At 38.5% G+C, this 21,736-nt stretch carries 17 protein-coding genes; 10 read left to right on the plus strand and 7 right to left on the minus strand.

Translation table 11 applies throughout. The annotated features are described in order from the left end of the window. Positions 1 to 9 precede the first annotated feature (9 nt). From RGQ13_RS05565 to RGQ13_RS05580, 4 genes are all read right to left on the minus strand, one after another. A complete protein-coding gene (locus RGQ13_RS05565; RefSeq protein ID WP_348392575.1) occupies positions 10 to 2,439 on the minus strand; it encodes an ABC transporter permease in 2,430 nt (809 codons plus the stop codon). 69 nt (positions 2,440 to 2,508) lie between these two features. Continuing rightward, positions 2,509 to 5,028 (minus strand): ABC transporter permease, encoded by a 2,520-nt coding sequence (locus RGQ13_RS05570; RefSeq protein ID WP_348392576.1) that lies wholly within the window; start codon positions 5,026 to 5,028, stop codon positions 2,509 to 2,511. A 48-nt stretch (positions 5,029 to 5,076) separates the two neighbouring features. Then, positions 5,077 to 5,757, minus strand: coding sequence for an ABC transporter ATP-binding protein (locus RGQ13_RS05575; RefSeq protein ID WP_348392577.1), 681 nt, complete (start codon positions 5,755 to 5,757; stop codon positions 5,077 to 5,079). A gap of 67 nt (positions 5,758 to 5,824) precedes the next feature. Then, entirely contained in the window at positions 5,825 to 7,171 is a 1,347-nt protein-coding gene (locus RGQ13_RS05580; protein ID WP_348392578.1) for an efflux RND transporter periplasmic adaptor subunit, read from the minus strand. A 187-nt stretch (positions 7,172 to 7,358) separates the two neighbouring features. On the opposite strand from RGQ13_RS05580, the gene RGQ13_RS05585 reads away from it, so the two are divergent. Genes RGQ13_RS05585 through RGQ13_RS05595 form a run of 3 tightly spaced genes read left to right on the plus strand, consistent with a single transcriptional unit; the run spans position 7,359 to position 10,791 of the window. Beyond that, a complete protein-coding gene (locus RGQ13_RS05585) occupies positions 7,359 to 8,816 on the plus strand; it encodes a sigma-54-dependent transcriptional regulator (protein WP_348392579.1) in 1,458 nt (485 codons plus the stop codon). Then, positions 8,806 to 10,158 carry a sensor histidine kinase gene (locus RGQ13_RS05590; protein ID WP_348392580.1) on the plus strand — a complete coding sequence of 451 codons (1,353 nt, stop codon included), beginning with the start codon at positions 8,806 to 8,808 and terminating at the stop codon, positions 10,156 to 10,158. Before RGQ13_RS05585 ends, RGQ13_RS05590 begins: the two co-directional genes overlap by 11 nt. An 18-nt stretch (positions 10,159 to 10,176) precedes the next feature. Then, on the plus strand, positions 10,177 to 10,791 hold the full coding sequence (locus RGQ13_RS05595; RefSeq protein WP_348392581.1) for a DsbA family protein: 615 nt from the start codon (positions 10,177 to 10,179) through the stop codon (positions 10,789 to 10,791). Between the two features lie 59 nt (positions 10,792 to 10,850). Here RGQ13_RS05595 and RGQ13_RS05600 read toward each other — a convergent pair whose 3' ends face one another. The 3 genes from RGQ13_RS05600 to RGQ13_RS05610 all read right to left on the minus strand — a co-directional run bounded on the left by RGQ13_RS05600 (position 10,851) and on the right by RGQ13_RS05610 (position 13,010). Then, the gene (locus RGQ13_RS05600) at positions 10,851 to 11,300 is read right to left on the minus strand and encodes a hypothetical protein (protein WP_348392582.1); all 450 of its coding nucleotides are present in this window, start codon (positions 11,298 to 11,300) and stop codon (positions 10,851 to 10,853) included. Positions 11,301 to 11,380: 80 nt separating this feature from the next. Beyond that, positions 11,381 to 12,076: a DUF6090 family protein gene (locus RGQ13_RS05605; RefSeq protein WP_348392583.1), complete on the minus strand. Its 696-nt coding sequence runs from the start codon at positions 12,074 to 12,076 to the stop codon at positions 11,381 to 11,383. A 514-nt stretch (positions 12,077 to 12,590) separates the two neighbouring features. Beyond that, positions 12,591 to 13,010 carry a VOC family protein gene (locus RGQ13_RS05610; RefSeq protein WP_348392584.1) on the minus strand — a complete coding sequence of 140 codons (420 nt, stop codon included), beginning with the start codon at positions 13,008 to 13,010 and terminating at the stop codon, positions 12,591 to 12,593. Positions 13,011 to 13,328: 318 nt separating this feature from the next. Between RGQ13_RS05610 and RGQ13_RS05615 the strand changes: the two genes are divergently transcribed. The 7 genes from RGQ13_RS05615 to RGQ13_RS05645 all read left to right on the plus strand — a co-directional run bounded on the left by RGQ13_RS05615 (position 13,329) and on the right by RGQ13_RS05645 (position 21,649). After that, a complete protein-coding gene (locus RGQ13_RS05615) occupies positions 13,329 to 15,572 on the plus strand; it encodes an ABC transporter permease subunit (protein WP_405054167.1) in 2,244 nt (747 codons plus the stop codon). Between the two features lie 20 nt (positions 15,573 to 15,592). Continuing rightward, positions 15,593 to 17,227 (plus strand): phosphate ABC transporter permease PstA, encoded by a 1,635-nt coding sequence (gene pstA / locus RGQ13_RS05620; RefSeq protein ID WP_348392585.1) that lies wholly within the window; start codon positions 15,593 to 15,595, stop codon positions 17,225 to 17,227. A gap of 94 nt (positions 17,228 to 17,321) precedes the next feature. Next, complete coding sequence (pstB, locus tag RGQ13_RS05625; RefSeq protein ID WP_348392586.1) at positions 17,322 to 18,146, plus strand: phosphate ABC transporter ATP-binding protein PstB; 825 nt, start codon at positions 17,322 to 17,324, stop codon at positions 18,144 to 18,146. 16 nt (positions 18,147 to 18,162) lie between these two features. Further along, a complete protein-coding gene (phoU, locus tag RGQ13_RS05630) occupies positions 18,163 to 18,867 on the plus strand; it encodes a phosphate signaling complex protein PhoU (protein ID WP_348392587.1) in 705 nt (234 codons plus the stop codon). 243 nt (positions 18,868 to 19,110) lie between these two features. Then, positions 19,111 to 19,788: a TIGR00153 family protein gene (locus RGQ13_RS05635; protein WP_348392588.1), complete on the plus strand. Its 678-nt coding sequence runs from the start codon at positions 19,111 to 19,113 to the stop codon at positions 19,786 to 19,788. Between the two features lie 11 nt (positions 19,789 to 19,799). Next, positions 19,800 to 21,065 (plus strand): inorganic phosphate transporter, encoded by a 1,266-nt coding sequence (locus RGQ13_RS05640; protein ID WP_348392589.1) that lies wholly within the window; start codon positions 19,800 to 19,802, stop codon positions 21,063 to 21,065. 338 nt (positions 21,066 to 21,403) lie between these two features. Beyond that, positions 21,404 to 21,649 (plus strand): DUF1161 domain-containing protein, encoded by a 246-nt coding sequence (locus RGQ13_RS05645; RefSeq protein ID WP_348392590.1) that lies wholly within the window; start codon positions 21,404 to 21,406, stop codon positions 21,647 to 21,649. Positions 21,650 to 21,736 lie beyond the last annotated feature (87 nt).

A 21,736-nucleotide genomic window follows, 5' to 3' on the forward strand; every position in this document is an offset into this window, starting at 1 on the left:
AGCTGCTACTTATTCGTAACGTAGTGCCGTTATTGGGTTTTGCCTTGCCACTTTAAATGCGTGTAACGCAATGACAACCCAAGCTAAGCCTACAGCAACAATTCCAGACATTATAATGATAGGGATTTGCATATCGATGCGCTCTGCAAAAAATTGTAAATACATGTTTGAGGCAAAGTACGCTAACGGCAGGGCAAAAATAATGGCCCACATTACCGGCTTAGAAAATTGCCATAATAACAATTTAACTATTTGAGGTAGTGAAGCACCCATAACTTTGCGAATGCCTATCTCTTTGGTACGAGAGCGTGCCATAAATGCAGCCAAGCCAAATAATCCTATTAATGCTAGCAGTAACGCTAGACCAGCAAAGCCAGCTAACACGCCATTCATAGTTTTATAAATTTGATAAATTTGATTAAATAAACCATCTAAAAATTTATGTTGAATAGGGTAGTCAGGTAATACTCTTTTCCATGCTTCTTCAATCTCTGAAATAATGTTTGCTGATGCACCTTTACGAATACGAATTGCGCCATAGCGATGTGGATATGGGTTGTTAATAAAAATCCACGCTTTCATTTTATTATGCAGACCTAACAAGTTTTGATCTTCCATTACGCCGACAATGTCGTATTGAAATGCTTCTTTTTCGCCTGGCTCACCCCAAAATGTTTGTCCAACAGCATCTTCGGGACTAGTAAAACCGAGTTTCTTAGTTAATAACACGTTGACGATGACATTGGCTCTACGGTTTTCAACATCGCGTCGTTCATCGCCAAGAACATCTCTTGAAAAATCTCTACCCGCAACTAAAGGTACGTCAAAGGTTTTCAAAAAATCATGATCTACTTCATTTATATTTGCTTGTACATCACTGTTCTCATCGCCTTTAACTCTACTCACTTCACGTTGACTGTTGCTTTGTTCAAATGGCACTTGTGCCGCAAACGTTACACTGCTTACATCATCTAATTGCAGTAATTCATTGCGTAGTGTATTTTCTCTTTTACGAATCGACTCTACCGATGTTTTTTCAAGCACTAACACTTCATCTTTGGGGTAAATATCACTGCTTTGTTGAACCTTTTCATTTTGAAAAAATACTATCATTACCAGAGCAAGCATAAAAATAGACAACATAAATTGCGTGCCGATCATTATTGAACGGAAAAGGTTACCTTTTGCGCCCTTTCCATTTACATCCCGTAATGCATCAATAGGCGTGGTTTTGGTTATTAAGTAACTTGGATAAGCACCTGCGATAAGGCCAACAATAACAGTTGTGGCTAATAACCAAGGCAGTAAAGCAACATATTCTATGACTACAACTTTATCGGTTGCATTATTAAACAGTGGCACTAGTAGCTCTAAAAACACAATCGCTAAAATCATAGATATAAAGGCTATGGTCATGCTTTCTGTTAAAAATTGCGTCATTAACTGGCCTCGACCAGCCCCTAATGTTTTGCGTAAACCGACTTCTTTGGCACGGCCTATGCTTTGCGCTGTGGCAAGATTAGTGTAATTAACAATGGCGATTATGAGTACTAACACACCCAATATTTGAATGCTCTCAATTACCGGCATGCCAACCATGTCCCAAAATGCAGCATTGGTATCTTTAAGTTGGCGGGCATTTAATGACGTCATAAACTTTTCTTTCATCTCTGGTTCAACGTGACGGTCAAATATTGCATTTAATTTACGGTTTAAATCTGTAAGTGGCATAACTTCTTTAGTCATTACATAAACTTGATTACCGCCGCTAATGTTGTTCCAATTGCCAGCCAAATCCCAATCATCTATTCGGTTCAGTGCTTCTAATGGAGCAAACATTGTTACTGAACCACTGATAAGAGATGAATTAAAGTGACTATTTTGTGGTACTTCTTCAATAACCGCCGTTACGTGTAAGTCGAACTCGTGATTAAGCATAACTGTTTCACCAACAACATCCGTTCGACCAAAAAATTTCATTGCTGTATCACGAGTTAATACTAAGCCTTTAGGATCAGCCAATGCACTGGAATCACCTGAAAGATAATTAAAATCAAAAATGGTTAATAGCTCTTTGTCAGCAAACTTTACCGTTTCATGAAAATGATCATCGCCAATTGTTAATAAATAACCACGTCTTATAGTGCGGGCAAACGCTTCAAGTTCTTCAAGTTCAGCGCCAATTAGAGGCCCCATTGCCGAGTAAGTGTTGTCGAGTTGGCTAACACCAATATTTGCCGTAGGAGACATAATAGAGCCGACGGTATAAATGCGCTCATGGTTTTTATACATAGTGTCATGATTACGTTCATATTCGGCAATAATGCCACCGAATAAATATACGGTTATGCCAATGGCTAAGCCGATTATATTTATCGCCGCATAAAGTTTATTTTTAGCTAATGCGCGAAGTGCTATTTTTATATAATTTTGAAACATAGGTGTTCCTTTAATGTATCTGTAACTATTTAATTTTTATTCAATTTGTTATTTAAGTGCTAAGCGTTTTTATTCGTAATGTAACGCTTTAATCGGATTTGAACGGGCTACCTTTGCCGCATTTCCGCCGACAGTTAACCAAGCAATTAATAACGCACCACCGCCTGCGGCTAAGCAAATAGGCAATAGCCAAAATGTATTTATTCGATAAGGGAAAGCTTCCAACCATTGCAGCATTAAATAAGCTGATATTGGCCAGGCTACCAGCATTGCGATGATAACTGGTTTAGAGAACTGCCAAATAAGCAGTGAAACTATGTCTCTTACCCTTGCGCCCATTACTTTTCGTATGCCAATTTCTTTTGTTCTACGCTCTGCAGTAAAAGCGGCTAGACCATATAGCCCTAAACAGGCTACCAAAATTGCCAATATTGAGAAGGCTGAAAATAACTTTGCTTGTGCCATTTCTTGGGCATATTGCGCGTTCATCATTTCACTTAAAAATTGCATATCAACTGGCTGCATAGGCACGTTAGCTTTCCATATTGTTTCTATTTTTGGTAGCAGACTCGATACATCTCTAGTATTAAACGATAAGCTTGCCATACGAAAACGTTCTGGGTTGAGCATATAGGCACTAGCTCTTACACCAAACTTTATGGAACGAAAATAAATATCAGGGATAACGCCAATAATCGTTAGGTGGTATTTACCCGCTCTAAACACGTCAGATTCAAGAGTTTTGCCAATGGCTTGCTGTGGGCTTGTAAAACCAAACTTTTTAACTGCTGTTTCATTTAGTATCACATTGGCATTGCCAATACGGTCATCACCATTTGCTATAGGTTTTATTTCATCAGTCGTATGTGCCTGATCAAATAACCGACCAGCAATAGGTTTAATATCATAAGCCTCAAAAAATCCGTAGCCCATGTTATGATAATTTAGTAACTCGCCTTGGCTATTCGATCCATCTTGATCTTGTTCTAATAACTTGAATCCATTGTTATTTTCATTATCCTGAGTTGGTGATTCAGATGAAAACACCACTGAGCTTAGCTCGGGTAAATTTAACAGTTCTTGTTTCAAACTTTCTAAATTCTCAGCGCTTCTAATATTTAATATCAGTTTGTTTTCAGTTTCATAGCCAACATCCATTGAGTTGGCATACACTGTTTGTCCGTAAACTACTGCCGTGCTTATGATGAGTGATATTGATGTGACGAATTGAAATACAACTAAAGCAGTACGAAGGGTTGATGAGCTGCTTGATTCTGCACCTTTGCTTGATTTTAATATGTGAACTGGTAAATAGCGTGACAAATAAAGTGCAGGGTAAATTCCTGCGCCCAAGCCAACTAAAAGAGAAGTGCCAAGTAATGATAAAATTAAGTCCGCATCTTCAAATAAACGTAATTCAAGCTCACGACTTAAAGCCGAATTATATAAAGGTAATACAGCCTCAACTGCAACCAAAGCAAATAACAGGGAAATGAACACCAGGGCAATTGCTTCGCCTAAAAATTGCGTTGCCACTTGTCTACGGCTTGCGCCCATCACCTTGCGCATGGCTACTTCTTTCGCACGTTGACTTGCTCTTGCGGTAGCTAAGTTCATAAAGTTTATACAAGCAATTAGCAGTATTAAAGCCGCAACGATGATAAAAGTGTATATCATTTTTAAATCGCCCATAGGAGTGACATCTCCCATGCTTCCGGCATGCTCTTTTGCTTGTAAATGCAAATCTGGAACGGCCATTACGCGATGTTTTACCATATCAGTGAGTTTAGAGTCGCTAGGTAGCTCACCCATGTTTTCTTTAAACATTTGCACAAAAGGGCTTTCATTATTAATCCAATACTCAATACGCTCTTGCAATTGAGCAACGCTCACTCCTTGGTGCATTTTAAAATAGGTCATGACATTGACACTATTCCAGGTATCCAAAATATTAGGTTGGTCGGCAAAAAGCGATGGCTGTAGGTAAACCATCATGTTCAAATCTAAGTGGGTGGCACCGGGTAAATCTTTTAACACCCCGGTAATTGATAATGTAGTCGGATCGTCAGCGAAACAACATAGCGTGATCGTTTCACCAACAACGTCTGTTTTACCAAAATACTTTAACGCCACTTCTTCAGTAATGACCAAATCATAAGGTTTTTTAAATGAGCTTTCTTTAGAACCATGCTTAAATGGCAAATCAAAAATATCAAAAAAACTACCGTCTACTAGGTTTATCCTTTCTGAGTATGCATCATTGTTCTGTCTAACCGTTGTACCAAAATTAAGTACTCTTACACCGTTTTCAATCTCACCTTTAGCATAATCTCGTAGCGCCTCCATCATTTTACCAGCTGAGTTAACTGTTAAAAATGGTGGCCTGTCAGGCATAACATATGCAGTATGTAATCTAACTAAACGATCGCTGTCTTTAATCCATTGATCATAGCCCGTTTCTTCACGTACAAATAACATGATCAAAATACAACTCATTAAACCAATGGCTAAGCCAAAGATGTTAATGAATGAAAACATGCCATTTTTGACTATGTTGCGCCATGCTGTAATTAGGTAATTACGAAACATTAGAGTGTCCTTGTTGATACATTTATTAGTTCTGCTTTTATTTACTGACTAAGCTGCACGCACGTTTTCAGTCACCACATGACCATCAAATAAATTGATAGTACGACGCGCGTAATCTGCATGTGCTGGGCTATGCGTTACCATAACTATTGTGGTGCCTTCTTGGTTCAGCTGTTGCAGCATTTCCATTACTTCTTGGCCATGGGCACTGTCTAAATTACCTGTTGGCTCATCGGCAAGGATCATTGCTTGATCGCCAACTACAGCACGGGCAACTGCAACACGTTGTTGTTGACCTCCAGATAATTGACTTGGCATATGCTTAGCTCGATGAGCAATGCCTACTTTATCCATCACTTTAGCCACACGTTCTTTACGTTCAGCAGCAGGAATGTTGTGATAAAGCAACGCCAGTTCAATGTTTTCTTGTACTGATAATTCTTCAATTAAATTGAAGTTTTGAAAAATAAAGCCGATATTTTGTTTACGGATGTTAGCTAATTGAGCTTCGCTATAACCTGAAATGTCTTCGTCCATAAACATATACTGACCATCGGATGGATTATCTAACATGCCAACAATGTTTAATAAGGTTGATTTTCCACAACCCGAAGGCCCCATAATGGCAACAAATTCACCTTGTTCTATTTCAATGTTGACGCTGTTTAATGCGGCAGTTTCAACTTCGTCTGTTTGGTATACTCGTGAAAGATTGTGTAGCTTTAACATAATTAATATTCCTATTTAGTTCGTTGTTATTCGTTTAAAATTTAGCTTGTATCCATTGTTATCTGTTTTAATTGCTAAGGTTCAGTCGGTCCATGTCTTGATAACTGCTATATGGGCTAGTCACCACTTGCTCGCCTTCTTCTAGCCCATCCAGTACTTCAATAAAGCGACTGTTCCTGCGACCTAATCGCACGGTGCGTTTAACTGCTTGGCTTTGATCCGCGGTGACAACGAAAATCCAGTTGCCGCCAGTGTCTTGAAAAAATGCACCGTTAGGAATTAGCAGGGCTTTAGTTTCATCTCCTAAGGTTAATTTGGTTTGAATAGTTTGACCGCGACGAATGCCGCTAGGTTGCTCTCCGATAAATTTGAAATCGACTTCAAACTGACCATTTTGTACTTGTGGATATATCTTTGAGATCACTAATTGGTAGTTATCAAATTGAGCCTTTTGGCCCAAGTCGACTCGACCCAAATAAAATTCATCAATATTTGCAGTAAGTTTATAATCGTTTGGAGTGTCTATTTGACCAAGGCGTTCGCCACGACCAATACTTTGACCTACTTCAACATTGAAACCTGATAATTTGCCATTTACTGGTGCGCGCACATTCATATTTTCTAGGTTTTTACGAGAGATCTCTAAGTTACCCTCTAAGCGTTTGCTTGTTTCTTTTAAAAACACCAACTGCTCACTTTGCATACGGGTATCTGAAGCTTGGCTCTCCAAAGTTATGGTTAAGCGATTCTTGTACCATTGCAGAGTGTCGCTGGTATCATCAAACTTGGTTTGCGCAACTGAGCCGGTAGTTACCAATTGTTGTTCACGTTGCAATTGACGGGTAAGCATTTTTATTTGGTAGTTAATGTCTACTAAGTTGCTTTTATGTTGTAAACGATTTTGTTCAAGTGATAGCTCAATAGAACGCATGTTGTTTAACTGCTCTGCAACTCTGGCCTCGTTACCCAAAACGTTAAGTTGTAATGAGGCATTCGATAACTCAACTATCAAATCACCACTGCTTAAATCCGCACCATCTTCAACTAAAATGCGTTCAACCCGGCCACCTTCAATGGCATCTAAATATACGGTTTTTGCAGGCGTTACTCGACCTCTAACTGGAATGAAGTCTTCAAAAGTACCACTGGTTACTTTTGAAACCACAATTCGATTTTGATCAACACTTAATGATCTACCACTAGGTGATGTAATGAATTGGTAGCCCAAATAAACAATAGCTAATGCGATGATCACAACCCCTGACCATTTTTTTAACGGGTTTTGTTTACGTGTAACCTTGCGGTCCATGCCAGCACCAGACACTGCTTTAGAAGTGCTGTTTGCTTTCTTAGTTGGCATTTTGATTTCTTTCTTGCCTTTAGATGTTTGTTCCATTGGTGTAATTGTGCCCATAACTTAACTGTCCTCATTAAGCTAAATTGTCCGGCTTTTAATTGGCCATGATAATTTGCTTTGCTCTACCCTTGATTTTGCAAGTACTGTGCCATTGTTTAAGTTGTTGTAATTACTAGTGTTATTTGTAAGATGTTCGATATTGAACATTCCCTACTGTACGAATACGAACAGTTGGTGTACGATAATGAACAGTTATAAAGTTGTTAATGGTTTGTGTGGGGGTAATGTGAAACAAGATGGTGTAATACTTATCGTTGATGATGACGAAGATATATTGGTTGCAGGTAAGTTGTTGCTTAAAAGACATTTTTCTAGTGTGCAAATATGCAACCAACCTGAGAACATTCCCCGTTTATTGAGTGAACAAAAATTTGATGCCATTTTATTGGATATGAACTTTGGACCTGGTGAAAGCAGTGGTGCACAAGGATATTTGTGGCTTGAAAAAATTCTAGAAATTGATCCACAAGCAGTAGTGATCATGATCACTGCCCATGGTGGGGTTGATGTTGCCGTTGACGCAATGAAGCTTGGTGCTACCGATTTTATTGCAAAGCCTTGGCAAAATGAAAAGGTTGTCGCAACGCTTTCGTCGGCAGTACAGTTAGGACGAACAAGAACAGAGGCGAAAGTTCTTAGAAATACTAATAAAATGTTGGCAGAAGTCAGTGGAGCAAACTCAGGGCAAACATTGTTAGGTAATTCAACGGCAATGAAAACTGTATTTTCATTGATTGAACGCACTGCACCAACCGATGCTAATGTTTTGATATTAGGCGAAAATGGTACTGGTAAGGAACTTATTGCTCGTGAAATCCATGCTCAAAGTTTACGTTCGAATAAAGTATTTATGTCTGTCGACTTAGGATCCCTATCTGAATCGTTATTTGAAAGTGAATTATTTGGTCATAAAAAAGGTGCCTTTACCGGAGCCAAAGAGGACCGAGTAGGGCGGTTACAAGCAGCTAATGGTGGCAGCTTATTTTTAGACGAAATTGGTAACTTGCCATTGCATTTACAAGCTAAATTATTAACCGTGCTCGAGCAACGCATGGTTACGCCTATAGGGGCTAATTTAGCTGTGCCAATTGATGTAAGAGTAATAACCGCAACGAATGTAAGTAAACAAGACTTAAGTTTAGAGTCTAAATTTAGGCAAGATTTGCTGTTTCGCTTAAATACCGTAGAAATAGATCTACCGCCGCTGAGAAAGCGCTGTAATGATATTGAAGTTATCGCTAATCACTATATTAAATTGTATGCTAAAAAATACCAAAAGTCCGATAAATCACTCTCTGCAAGTGCGTTAGCTGCCATAGAAAGTTATCCTTGGCCGGGCAATGTCAGGGCATTAAGGCATGCTATTGAAAGAGCAATTATCCTGTCGCAAGGTCACGAGTTAGAGCCCATAGATTTTCAATTAGATCCCACTCCCAATCAAGCCGGTGATGTAGTTGCCCCAGCACCAATTAGTTTGTCGAATAACGCTGTAGATAACGATGATTTAAATCTTGATAGGTTAGAAAAAAGTGCTATTAAACAGGCACTGCAAAAGCATCATTACAACATTAGTCATGCAGCCAAAGATTTAGGTTTAACCCGTGCGGCACTTTATAGAAGGATGGAGAAACATGGGTTTTAAAAAATTCTCTTTAATGGTCGCTTTACGCACCGTTATGATAATGCTGACACTGATATTGCTGACATTTTTAATAACTACTCCGGGTTATCATGCGGCAACATTATTAACGTCGCTGTTTTTAATTGTACAATGCATTATGGTGTTTCGTTTTATTACCAAAACCAATGCTGAATTGGCTCGATTTCTAGACGCTGCCCGCTATGCTGATTTCTCGCAACGGTTTGAGCTGAAAAGTTTAGGGGCCGGTTTTGGTGAATTAGGCAATGCCTTTACCGATATTCTCAAACGTTTTCAAGCGGTACGTACCAGCCAAGAAGAAGAACTTAGGCATTTAAAAGCTATGGTTGAACATGTGCCTGTGCCTTTGATGAGTGTGCACTCTGATGGTGTTTTAACATTATGGAATAATAGCGCTCGCCGTTTATTTGGCTCAAATCATGTTACTAAGGTTGACGATTTACGTCAGTTTGGCGAAGACTTTGCAAGCCATATACAATCAGTTCAACCCGGAGAGCGCCGCTTAGTCACCTTTGAAGTTGATGGCATGGAGCAACAACTCACTATTTTATCTACTCAAATAATTACTGCTGGTAAACAAGAAAAGTTACTGAGTATGCAAGACATTCAAAGCGAACTAGATGTGGTGCAATTGCAAGCTTGGCAAGATTTAGTGCGAGTATTAACGCATGAAATTATGAATAGTATAACGCCAGTAGCATCATTATCGAAAACCGCAGTCGACTTATTAGACGATGCAAAAGCTAAAATAATTGATCGCCCAGATCTGGTTGAGTCATTGGCTGATGTGTCTGATGCCATACAAACTGTTGCCCGTAGAAGCGATGGCTTAACTAAGTTTGTTGGCAGTTATCGTCGCCTAACTCGTTTACCGCCGCCAAACAAAAAAATGGTTAAACTCAGTGATATATTCAGCCAGGTTACTTTGCTGGGCACCCAACAATGGTTAGAGAAAGACATAAGTTTTAGCTCAAATATAGAACCCGCTGAATTAGATATTAATGTAGATAAAGATATGATTGAACAGCTGCTGATAAACCTATTACAAAATGCAGAACAAGCACTAACAAAAGTATCAAACCCAGTGGTAACAATGAATGCATACTTAAATAAACGTGGTCATGCCGTTATAGATTTATCCGACAATGGCGCAGGCGTGGCAGATGAAATAGCTAAAAAGGTATTTGTGCCATTTTTTACTACTAAAAAAGAAGGCTCTGGTGTTGGTTTAGCATTAACTCGCCAAGTTATGGTAGCTCATGGTGGTAATGTAAAACTGGAACAAAGCGCATTGGGCGGCGCTCTGTTCAGGTTAACCTTTTAGCCAGAACTTGGATTAGAAATGAACAAACCTACTTTATATTATGTATATGATCCGATGTGCAGTTGGTGTTGGGGATATAGGCCTGCTTGGCAGACGTTACAAGAACAGCTGCAACCACTGGTAAACATACAATACAAGGTTGGTGGTTTGGCGCCAGACAGTAATGTTCCAATGCCGACTGATATGCAGAGTTTTTTGCAACAAACCTGGCATAAAATAGCGACGCATTTAGGCACCGAATTCAATCATGATTTTTGGACGTCTTGTCAGCCAAGACGCTCAACTTATCCCGCGTGTCGTGCGATGTTAATTGCTCGACAGCATAACCTTGAACAAGAAATGTATTTAGCGGTTCAGCAAGCGTATTACTTAAACGCAAAGAACCCATCTAATATTGATACACTCGTTAGCATTGCGGCTGAGTTAGGCCTTGATGAGGTGATGTTTGAACAGAAAATGCTAAGTGCCGAGGTACAGCAGCAATTAATTGATGAAATAGATTTTGTGAGTAATATGCCGATACGAGGGTTTCCCTCTTTAGTATTATCAATTAATGGTGAGTTAAAGGCGATACCAATTGATTATCAACATTGGCTGGCTAGCTACGAAGCGGTAACTGCTCACAATTTGTAGATGTCATTCTCGCGAAGGCGAGAATCCAAGAATCGTTTGCTTTTTGCCAGAAGCATTTCCTATTTGATTGTCTTGTTATGTTCACTTTGCGACTTGCCAATACCCCAAATAGCTAAACCGAATAAAAAGTAAAATAACTTTTGACTTGATAATTCAATAGAAACAGATGCATCTTGTACGTGTTGAGATAACACTGAAGCTATAAATATATCAGCTAAACTTTGCAATATTGGAAAAGATATTAAAGAAATTGCAGCGACTTTAGCAAAACCATAAGAACCAGGCTTTGATATGAACTTAGTTAAAAAAATAAGAGCGATTGCTATAGCAGAATTAGGTATTAAAAGAATTAGTGATGATTTCAACACTTGTTCATCATTTGCACCTTTAGCAAATGGAAACGTTTCAATTAGCTCATTTAAATATGAGGCAGGTTCAACAATTCCCCAAAAAGGATACAGCATAATTAAAATTGCTGTGAAAAATAAAATACCTTTAACTATTATCACCCAACACCTCCTATAAATATAACGACCTGTTAAATGGCTTTATAATAGGTTGCCAAAGCTTGTGATGTGATATGGTCATTCTAAGGAGTCATTTCAAAGTTGTTTTTCTTGAGGTATGACTCTATTTCGAGTATTAGAGAATCTAGGGTTTTCCCATAGTTGCCCAGAGCATCGAGATACCACAAGTTCCAACCGATATGAATGTAGCGAAATTGATTTCGAACAGTAGCAAGCTCGCGAACATCAGTCGTCAGCAGTCGAGCATTACCCGAATCCCAAACTTTGGGGACTGAATTGCGTCCCAAATCATTTAGCCCTTCGTCGAAATCATTGCCGTTATCGATAATCCGTGCTGTTCTGCTCTCGTAAAAATTACCAAGACGTGCCACCAAGTCAGGCGCATCTAGCTTGCTCAATTGCCCCGCGGCAACCATTGTGGCCCACGCAGAACGTCGTGGATATAATGTTCGATTTTCAAGAAATATTGCGTCAATTGCTTCTTTCATTGAGTCCAAAGGTATAGAGTCGGGGCTCGAAAACCACTTTTCCAAAGCTTGATATTGTTTATCTCTCACGAATTGCTCTGCACGGATTTCGTTAACGTCGGCTCGATCTTCTCGCATTTCCTCTAGCATCTGAGCCAGTGCTGTATGAGCTGACTGCCTCGCTACACGGTCTTGTGAAATACCTTCTAAGAATATCGCTAAGTACACGGCTACGATAATCAGGGCGCCTTCGCCGATTATCTTGTTCCAAGGGAGTATCGGTAGATTCATTGCTTGGCCTTTGATTAATTCATATTGTTTTAATCTTAGTCTACATAAGATTGTGCGATTTTGACACATCCATAAACTGTTTTTTGTCCTTGTTAAACAGCTTGTTATGTTTAGTTATGACGTTTTTTTTGGCTAACGCGTAACAACCAACGCAATAACGAATCCAATCCAGTAAACATCATTATTTTAAGACTAAGACTACACTCTATACACCAACTACAGTCCCTATTCCGTAAAGTGTAAAAGCATAAAATACCCCTTTTCCCTTTCCAAAAAGCATTGATAAGGAAATCAAAAATAAAGGAATGCCCGCAACCAAGCTCATATAAACTAAAATTTCATCATGTGATAGCATTGACAAAATGAATGCGCCAACTTACATTAATATCTATAAAAATCATGCGATTAAAATGAAAAATGTTTATTGTGAAAATAAACAATGAAATAAAAGTGTGGTTTAGAAACGTGAATTAAAGGGCAATATTACTTATTGCCCCTTGTATAAGTGTATTGCTCAATTTACTTTGAACATTACCTCTGGGCTTACCATAGTTTTCATTTCAAGAACATTGCCGTTAGGATCTTCAATAAAAAAGGTTTCTTGTTCATATTCAGTACCGACAAAACGACGATAAGGCTCGTCTAAATAAGGAACACCAGCCTTTTTAATGCGTTCTTTTAGCGCTTGAAACTCGCTTTCTGGTAAATGTATACCAAAATGGGGGACTGCTACAGCCCCCATGTCAACGTTATGTCGTACGGTTGGCAACTGTTCTTCACTCTGGTGAATGGTTAATTCATTGCCCCAAAAATCAATATCTATCCAGCGACCTTCTTCTCGGTTACCCGTTTTACAACCTAGTACGTCGCAATAAAATGTTATCGCTGTATTTAGATCGCCCGCAGGAATGGCAAGGTGTAAGCAGTTGGACATAAATCCTCCTTGAGATTTAACGTGATGAGATACAGTTATTGTTTTTTATATAATAAAACTGAAATTAATACGATAGTAATGGCTTTGGTCAGCAAGTGCTATTTACGAGCTGAATTATGCTTTTAGTATATGAACGTTAAGGAAAATAATGTTTACACTAAGGTTGCTACCAATGACCGCGATTTGTTATATGTCTTGCTTGGTGGGGGAAGATTGAACGACTAAATATCGACTATTCCTTTGTTGTAATAAAACTGTCACATAACTGTCTTATAATCTCTAGTGTCGAATAAAGAACACTTATTTTAAGGTTGTATAGTGACAATTTCTGCAAAATCTTTTGAGCCAAGGCAAGTTAAAAATACACTGGCTAAGTGGCTTATTTCTGTTGGCGGTGTAAGTGTATTATTTACACTGGTACTGATATTTGCTTACCTTGTTTGGGTAGTAAAACCGGTGTTTGAGTCTGCCAGTATTGAACCATTAACAAATATTGAAACTCAAACCGCAACTAATTTGGCTGTCGGTGTTGATGAGTTAAAAGAAATAACATTCAATATTAATACCAATGGTGAGATTAATTTCTACCAATTAAAAGCCAATGATACTCACCAAACCGGTGATTTATTGCTTTCTGAAAAACTCATCCCTGAACAAGTTACATTACTTGATGTATTTACAACAAATACCAATCAATATGTATTGTTAACTTCAGATGGCTTAATTAGAGTTATCCAGCCTAAATTCAAAGCTAACTTTGTTGCTGATATACGAACAATTAGCCCAAGCGTTGGTTATCCATTGGGTGAAGAGCCTATTGTGATTGATGAAGATGCCACATCAGGTTCTTCCTTGGCTTCATCAATTTTCGCCTTTGCAATGACCGAAGAACGCGCGGTTGTTGTTGCCTTAACCAATGATAATCGGCTGCTCAAAACATCTCTCATCGCAGAAGATGATTTTAATTATGACCCTGAGTATTCAACTGAATTTCAGCTAATTAAAGATGATGTAGAAAGCCTAGATTTTGTAGAGATAACCCCTGATTTATCAATGGCAATTGCCGTTGAAAATAACGCTGTTACTATTTTTGATTTAAGCGATGAATACGATGTCCCTGTTAAAACCGTATTTAATCCTGTTTATGAATCTGCTGCAGACATTACTTCTTTGGCATTACTTTCTGGGAGCAGTTCTGTGCTGTTTGGTACGAGTGATGGCAAAGTACACCAGTACTTTGAAGTTGCGGGCGAGAACGGTCGAAGCTTTCAATTAATTCGCTCGTTTGATGTTAGCGCTAATGAAACTGTTGCTGCTATATATCCAGAAACCTATCGTAAAAGTTTTTATACTGTAACACCTACAGGTAATGTAGGTGTTTACTATACAACGTCCGAAGCTAAACTCTGGCAAGGTAAGTTACTAGATAATGCCGAGCAACCTTTTGCTATCGCTCCACGTGCAAACGGAATAGTTATTGGTAGTGGTCAATCAGTAGAGCTTTTTAGCGTTCATAATGAGCACCCTGAAGTTACTTGGTCAGCTTTGTGGCAAGAAGTTTGGTATGAAGGATATCCAGAGCCTGACTACATTTGGCAATCAACATCTGGCTCAGATGATTTTGAGGCAAAGTTTTCATTAGTGCCAATCTCTTTTGGTACAATGAAGGCAGCTCTATATGCGATGTTATTTGCTGTGCCAATAGCAATTTCTGCAGCTATATATACCGCTTATTTCATGCCTCCTGTTATGCGTAAAACTGTTAAGCCTACCATCGAATTAATGGAAGCATTGCCTACTGTGATATTAGGTTTCTTAGCCGGGTTGTGGTTAGCACCACTTATTGAAGAGTTCCTACCTGCAGTATTTTTACTCTCTATACTGTTACCGTTTGCCACATTTGTAACGGCATTCGCATGGTACAAAGTGCCTAAAAAAATTAAACTTATTTTACCTGAAGCATTTGCTCCAATTATTTTATTACCGGTGTTAATCCTAGCTGGTTTGTTAGCATTTGAAGCATCGCCATTTATTGAAGATGCAATGTTTGGCGGTGATATGCGCCAATACATTACGAACGATTTAGGTATCAATTTTGACCAACGTAATGCACTTGTCGTTGGTATTGCTATGGGCTTTGCAGTTATTCCTACTATCTTTTCGATGGCAGAAGATGCAATTTTCTCAGTACCAAAACATTTAACCTCAGGCTCACTAGCTTTAGGCGCAACACAATGGCAAACCTTAGCTAAAGTGGTATTACTCACTGCAAGTCCTGGGATTTTCTCCGCCGTTATGATGGGCTTGGGGCGCGCAGTTGGTGAAACTATGATTGTGTTAATGGCTACCGGTAATACTCCTGTAATTGACTGGAGTGTATTCCAGGGGATGCGAACCTTATCAGCAAATATAGCGGTAGAAATGCCTGAATCTGAAGTGGGCAGCTCACACTATCGAATTTTATTCTTAGCAGCCTTTGTGTTGTTTGTATTCACCTTTATTTTTAACACGCTCGCTGAATTTGTCCGTCAGCGTTTGCGTGAAAAATATAGCTCGCTGTAAGAATTTTAGGAATTATAGACATGAATAAATGGTTTAAATCAGGCTCTCCTTGGGTTTGGCTAAGTGCAGCAGGTGTATCAATTAGTTTGATTTCAGTTGTTGGTTTATTGTGGTTAATTGCATCGCGTGGTCTAACGTACTTTTGGCCTGCACAAATTCATCAATTTGAAATGGTCGATCCAAGCGGCATTACCTCCACTGTAATTGGAGAGGTATATGATGTTGAGCGTATTCCTGTAGAACAATTAGCGCATACAAATATTGATACCAAAGATGCAGTTACTATTGAACGCTTTTTAATTAAAACCGGTAACCGTGAATTAGTTAGCTTAGATTTTCGTTGGATTGTTGAACCATTAATAACTAAGCAAAGCCAACCTAAAAATGTGGCCGTTATTGAACGTCGTACTAATGGTAACTTTTATGGCTTTATCGAACAGGTCTTCATGGATGGCAAACAAGTTTCTATTACAGAACTTGATAGATTTTTAGATCGAGTAAACAATTTACAAGATGAAATAGCCGAACTGCAAAAAACAGATATAGGTGCAATTAATTATAGTCTTGAGAGTATTCGGTTAAAAGAGCGCAAAGCTGAAATTGATGGCAAGTTAACGAGTAAGTTAAAAGCTGAACTTGCAGAGAATAGAAAATCACTTAATGATGAGTACCTTGCTTTAGAAGAAAAATTGAATGAATTGCGCAGCGCTGTACAACGCGACAAAATTGTTGTGCGAGCAATGGGCGGTGAATTTGTAGATATTAATCTTGAACAGGTTATGCAAGTTAGCTTTAACAACCAGCTAGGTGTATTAGAAAAAGTTGGAAAATTCTTCAGTCATATAAGCAGCTTTCTAGTTGACGACCCAAGAGAAGCAAATACTGAAGGTGGAGTATTTCCAGCCATATTCGGTACAGTTTTAATGGTTTTGCTAATGACCGTTATTGTCGCGCCTTTAGGTGTTGTTGCTGCTATTTATTTACATGAATATGCAGGCAATAATGGTTTTACTAAACTACTACGTATTGCAGTAATTAATTTAGCTGGTGTTCCATCAATTGTTTACGGCGTATTTGGTTTAGGTTTTTTTGTGTATATGGTGGGCGGATCGCTTGACCAAATATTTTATCCGGAATCGTTACCAAATCCAACGTTTGGCTCGCCAGGAGTACTTTGGTCAGCTCTTACTTTGGCTATATTAACTTTACCCGTAGTAATTGTTTCTACTGAAGAAGGATTAGCGCGCATTCCATCAAGTATGCGTCATGGTTCACTAGCCTTAGGCGCTACTAAAGCTGAAACGTTATGGCGAATTATTTTGCCAATCGCAAGTCCTGCAATTATGACCGGAATTATATTAGCAATTGCTCGTGCAGCCGGTGAGGTGGCACCGTTAATGTTAGTTGGTGTGGTGAAAATGGCTCCGACATTACCCGTTGATGGTAATTTCCCATTCTTGCATTTAGAGCGCAAGTTCATGCATTTGGGTTTTCATATATATGATGTAGGTTTTCAAAGTCCTAATGTTGAAGCTGCGAGGCCGTTAGTGTATGCCACAGCATTTTTATTGGTCTCCATTATTGTTGGCCTGAATATGACTGCAGTGTCTATTCGAAACAAATTACGTGAAAAATATCGTTCATTAGAACATTAGCGCTGCAAGGCTGTAAGGCCTTACAGCATTTTAGCCGAATGATATTTAGCAAAACAAATTCAGAAATTTAAAGTTTGAACAGAGTAAAATTACGATGATTAATGTAACTCCAGAAGTATTAATGCAAAACCAGCAAACGGTGGATGTCAATAATTTACCTGCTGAGCAAGTTGCACTAGAAATTAAAGGCTTAAATCTTCACTATGGTGATAAGCAAGCGTTAAATAATATTTCGATGAAGATCCCAAAAGGTAAAGTAACTGCTTTTATCGGCCCAAGTGGTTGTGGTAAGTCGACGTTATTACGTTGTATTAACCGCATGAATGACTTGGTTGATATCTGTAAGATTGAAGGTGAAATTGATCTACACGGTGAAAATATTTACGGCAAACATGTCGATGTTGCACAGCTTCGTCGTAAAGTCGGTATGGTGTTTCAACGACCGAACCCATTTCCTAAATCAATTTACGAAAATGTAGTTTATGGCTTGCGCTTAATTGGTCAAAAGAATCGTCGGGTTTTAGATGAAGCGTGTGAAAAATCACTTCGAGCTGCCGCATTATGGGATGAAGTAAAAGATAGAATTCATGATAGTGCATTAGGTTTATCTGGTGGTCAGCAACAACGCTTAGTAATTGCAAGAGCTATAGCAATTGAACCTGAAGTACTATTATTAGATGAGCCAACATCGGCACTTGATCCAATTTCTACTTTAGTGATTGAAGAGTTAATCACTGAGCTTAAAGAAAAATACACGGTAGTTATTGTAACCCACAACATGCAACAAGCTGCACGAGTATCAGATCACACTGCATTTATGTATATGGGGGATTTAATAGAGTACAGCGATACTAATACTTTATTTACGACACCTGCAAAGAAAAAAACTGAAGATTATATTACAGGCCGTTACGGTTAATTAAGGAGAAATAAAAATGGAAACTTTTGATACAGGTCGTCATATTTCTGGCCAGTTTAACCAAGAGCTTGATGCCGTACGTAATAATGTAATGAATATGGGCGGCATGGTAGAGCAGCAACTTAAAAATGCATTAACAGCGGTCAGTGAAAACAACGAAGAGCTCGCTCGAAAAGTATTATCTAGTGATTACAAAATAAATTTAATGGAAGTGACCATTGATGAAGAATGTACTCGTATTATTGCCAAACGCCAACCTGCGGCCAGTGATTTACGTCTAGTGATGGCAATAATAAAAACGATTGCTGATTTAGAGCGTATTGCTGATGAAGCTGAAAAAATAGCTAGAGTTGCCTTAGAACAGTTTAGCGCTAAACAACAAGATTTATTATTAAACTTAGACAACCTAGGTCGTTTAGTATTAACCACATTACATGATACTTTGGATGCTTTTACACGCATGGATTTTGATGCAGCATTAAAAGTACACCAAAGTGACAGTCGTATTGACCGTGAATACGAAGCATTAATGCGCCAGCTAATGACGTACATGATGGAAGACCCTCGTTCGATACCATCAATTATGTCGGTAATTTGGTCTGCCCGAGCGTTAGAGCGTATCGGTGATAGGTGCCAAAATGTTTGTGAATACATTATTTATTTTGTTAAAGGCAAGGTTATACGCCATATATCTGAAGAGGATGTACCTGGAATTTTTTAATTATTTAAGTAAATTTGAATAGTTTAAAACAACTTTTAAATTATTCGTTTTGTAATAAGTGAGCTAAACTTGTTGCAAAGTTAAGCCGTTTTAAAACAAGTTGTGTTTTTTTTATACATATTGGGTTATGTTAGAAAAAATAGCATGTTTTTCATAAGTTAAACTTTTAAATTATCTGGCAAATAGGGTATATTTGCCAAGATTTTAACAAGCAACACTATATATAGTTGCAGGATAAAAAATATGAGTGGAAATACAATCCTTGGCGTTTTTGCAAAATCGCCGTTAAAGCCGTTAGAACAACATATTCGTAAAGTAAATGAATGTGCTGATCTACTTCCTTCTTTCTTTGTTGCTTGTACCGCCGGTGACTGGGATAAAGCTGAAAAAATTCGTAAAGACATTTCTTCGCTTGAAAAAGCTGCCGATACAATGAAGCGCGACATTCGAAATGAATTGCCGGGTGGGATTTTTATGCCTGTGCAGCGTACCGACGTTCTAGAACTGGTAAGTCAACAAGATAAAATTGCTAATAAAGCAAAAGACATCTCAGGACGAATTTTAGGTCGTCAATTAGTTATTCCAGCAGCATTATCAGATGACTTTAATAGTTATTTAACTCGTTGTATAGATGCGATAAAACAAGCCGCAGATGCAATTAATGAATTAGATGATTTACTAGAAACTGGTTTTCGTGGCCGTGAAGTGAAACTAGTAGAAAAAATGATAATTGAATTAGCTTCTATCGAAGACGATACAGACTTTATGCAAATTAAGCTTCGTAGAGCTTTAATGGCTATTGAAGAAGGTATGAACCCTGTTGATGTAATGTTTTTATATCAAATTATTGAATGGGTTGGTGATTTAGCAGATCTAGCTGAGCGTGTAGGTGCTCGACTAGAAATTATGTTAGCAAGATAAGGTAGATTCTAATGGATATTATAGCTAATTACGGTTCTACCCTAGTTATTTTTGCCGCCATTGTTGGTTTTGTTATGGCTTGGGGTATTGGGGCAAATGATGTTGCCAATGCCATGGGTACATCAGTAGGCTCGAAAGCATTAACAATTAAACAAGCAATAATTATTGCAATGATTTTTGAATTTGCCGGTGCATATTTAGCCGGTGGTGAAGTTACCTCTACTATTCGTAAAGGAATAATAGATTCAAGCTTCTATATAGATACACCTGAGCTCTTAGTGTTTGGTATGATCTCAGCACTCCTTGCCGCAGGTACATGGTTACTTATCGCATCATATATGGGCTGGCCAGTATCGACTACACATTCAATTATTGGTGCGATTGTTGGCTTCTCAGCAATTGGTGTCGGAATACATACTGTTGATTGGGCCTCTGTTGGTGGTATTGTTGGTAGTTGGATAATAACACCGCTGATTTCCGGGGTGTTCGCTTTTGTGATATTTAACAGTGCACAAAAACTTATTTTTAATGACGATAATCCTTTAGCCGCAGCTAAAAAATGGGTTCCGCTATATATGTTTTTAGCTGGTTTTGTATTGTCATTAGTGACAATCAAAAAAGGCTTAAAGCACATAGGTTTAGATATTGGCTCCGTTGAAGGGTACATGTATGCAATAGCTGTTGCTGTTGGTGTAGCAATTATTGGTAAGTTCTTTATTTCAAGATTGAAGTTTAAAGAGTCTAAAAACCGCAGAGCTAATTATATTAACGTTGAAAAAGTATTTGCAGTACTAATGGTCATTACGGCCTGTGGTATGGCTTTTGCTCACGGTTCAAATGATGTTGCTAATGCTATTGGCCCATTAGCTGCCGTAGTTTCAATTGTAGGTAGTAACGGTGAAATAGCCTCTACATCAGCCCTTGCATGGTGGATATTGCCTCTTGGTGGTATTGGTATTGTTGCTGGCCTTGCTTTATTTGGTCATAAGGTAATTGCCACCATTGGTAAAGGTATTACTCACTTAACGCCAAGCCGTGGTTTTGCTGCTGAACTTGCTGCAGCATGTACCGTAGTTGTAGCTTCTGGTACTGGTTTACCAATTTCAACAACACAAACACTGGTTGGTGCTGTGCTAGGTGTAGGTATGGCCCGCGGTATTGCGGCAATAAACTTAGGTGTTGTGCGTAACATCGTAGTTTCTTGGGTTGTTACCTTACCGGTAGGTGCTGGATTATCAATCATGTTTTACTGGATGATTAAAGGCGCGTTCATGTAAACGCTCAATCATTATCGAATAAGAAGGCGAAGCACATCGCTTGGCCTTTTTTTTTACATCAGGGAAGATGGAATGTCGACTTGCCATGGATGGCAATAAAGTCGACTCACATCAAGGATGTGCTTATCCTCCCGCAACTAGGATGATGGAATGTTGATTTGAGTACTTTGATTGGCGTGAACTTGTTCGCGCGTTAAAGCTTTAGCAATGGAGGAATGCAAAACCATGGAAGGGAAAGTGCTGTTAACATTAAAGTAACAAAGTACTAACAAACTATTGCAGTATTACTTTTTGAGGTTGTTATTATATCCGCAGTCAACTTACTTAAGGAATCATCCATGAAAAAACTTATTATATTAATTACCAGTGCATTATTATTCTCAGTATCTGCACAAGCAGAAATTAAAGATTGTGATGATTTAAAAGATGAAATACATACAAAAATATCGAATAACGGTGTAGAAAGTTTTGATTTGATTGTTGTTGAAAACGACGATGTTGAAGACCATGATGGCTATAAAGTTGTTGGTAGCTGTGAATCTGGCTCTCAAAAAGTGTTATATAAGAATTTATACAAAGCGTAAATTCTTATATAAACCTTAAAGAATCTAATTCAATTAAAGAGCTCATCGGATCCGATGGGCTTTTTTTTTGCTTAGCGCTGCATATAC

It is taken from the genome of Thalassotalea psychrophila (genome assembly GCF_031583595.1).
GTDB classification, from domain to species: domain Bacteria; phylum Pseudomonadota; class Gammaproteobacteria; order Enterobacterales; family Alteromonadaceae; genus Thalassotalea_A; species Thalassotalea_A psychrophila.